The following is a 1,419-nucleotide window of genomic DNA, read 5'->3' as shown; positions in this document are numbered from 1 at the left end:
CATATTATATGGTTAAGTCCTCGATCTATTAGTATTCGTCAGCTCCACATGTCACCATGCTTCCACCTCGAACCTATCAACCTGATCATCTTTCAGGGATCTTACTAGCTTACGCTATGGGAAATCTCATCTTGAGGGGGGCTTCATGCTTAGATGCTTTCAGCACTTATCCCTTCCGCACATAGCTACCCAGCTATGCCCTTGGCAGAACAACTGGTACACCAGCGGTGCGTCCATCCCGGTCCTCTCGTACTAAGGACAGCTCCTCTCAAATTTCCTACGCCCACGACGGATAGGGACCGAACTGTCTCACGACGTTCTGAACCCAGCTCGCGTACCGCTTTAATGGGCGAACAGCCCAACCCTTGGGACCGACTACAGCCCCAGGATGCGATGAGCCGACATCGAGGTGCCAAACCTCCCCGTCGATGTGGACTCTTGGGGGAGATAAGCCTGTTATCCCCGGGGTAGCTTTTATCCGTTGAGCGATGGCCCTTCCATGCGGAACCACCGGATCACTAAGCCCGACTTTCGTCCCTGCTCGACTTGTAGGTCTCGCAGTCAAGCTCCCTTATGCCTTTGCACTCTACGAATGATTTCCAACCATTCTGAGGGAACCTTTGGGCGCCTCCGTTACACTTTAGGAGGCGACCGCCCCAGTCAAACTGCCCACCTGACACTGTCTCCCGGGTCGATAAGACCCGTAGGTTAGAATTTCAATACAGTCAGGGCGGTATCCCACCAGCGCCTCCACCGAAGCTAGCGCTCCGGTTTCAAAGGCTCCCGCCTATCCTGTACAAACTGTACCAAAATTCAATATCAGGCTACAGTAAAGCTCCACGGGGTCTTTCCGTCCTGTCGCGGGTAACCTGCATCTTCACAGGTACTATAATTTCACCGAGTCTCTGGTTGAGACAGTGCCCAAATCGTTACACCTTTCGTGCGGGTCGGAACTTACCCGACAAGGAATTTCGCTACCTTAGGACCGTTATAGTTACGGCCGCCGTTTACTGGGGCTTCAGTTCAGAGCTTCGCTTACGCTAACCCCTCTCCTTAACCTTCCAGCACCGGGCAGGTGTCACCCCCTATACTTCGCCTTACGGCTTCGCAGAGAGCTGTGTTTTTGCTAAACAGTCGCTTGGGCCTATTCACTGCGGCTTTCCGTTAAGAAAGCACCCCTTCTCCCGAAGTTACGGGGTCATTTTGCCGAGTTCCTTAACCAGAGTTCTCTCGCACACCTTAGGATTCTCTCCTCGCCTACCTGTGTCGGTTTGCGGTACAGGCACCTTTTATCTCGCTAGAAGCTTTTCTTGGCAGCGGGGAATCAAAGACTTCGCTCCATAAGGAGCTTCCCCATCACAGCTCAGCCTTTACGATAAGCGGATTTGCCTACTTATCAGCCTAACTGCTTGGACGTGC

At 52.9% G+C, this 1,419-nt stretch carries 1 rRNA gene; it reads right to left on the bottom strand.

The features are described from left to right. Positions 1-8 precede the first annotated feature (8 nt). Positions 9-1,419 (bottom strand): 23S ribosomal RNA (locus tag ACTFR9_RS27540); the annotation flags it as partial.

It is taken from the genome of Bacillus cereus group sp. MYBK222-1 (assembly GCF_051916425.1).
Classification (GTDB): domain Bacteria; phylum Bacillota; class Bacilli; order Bacillales; family Bacillaceae_G; genus Bacillus_A; species Bacillus_A paranthracis.
Note: the sequence above shows the minus strand (reverse complement) of the source record. Positions and strands in the feature narration are given on the sequence as shown.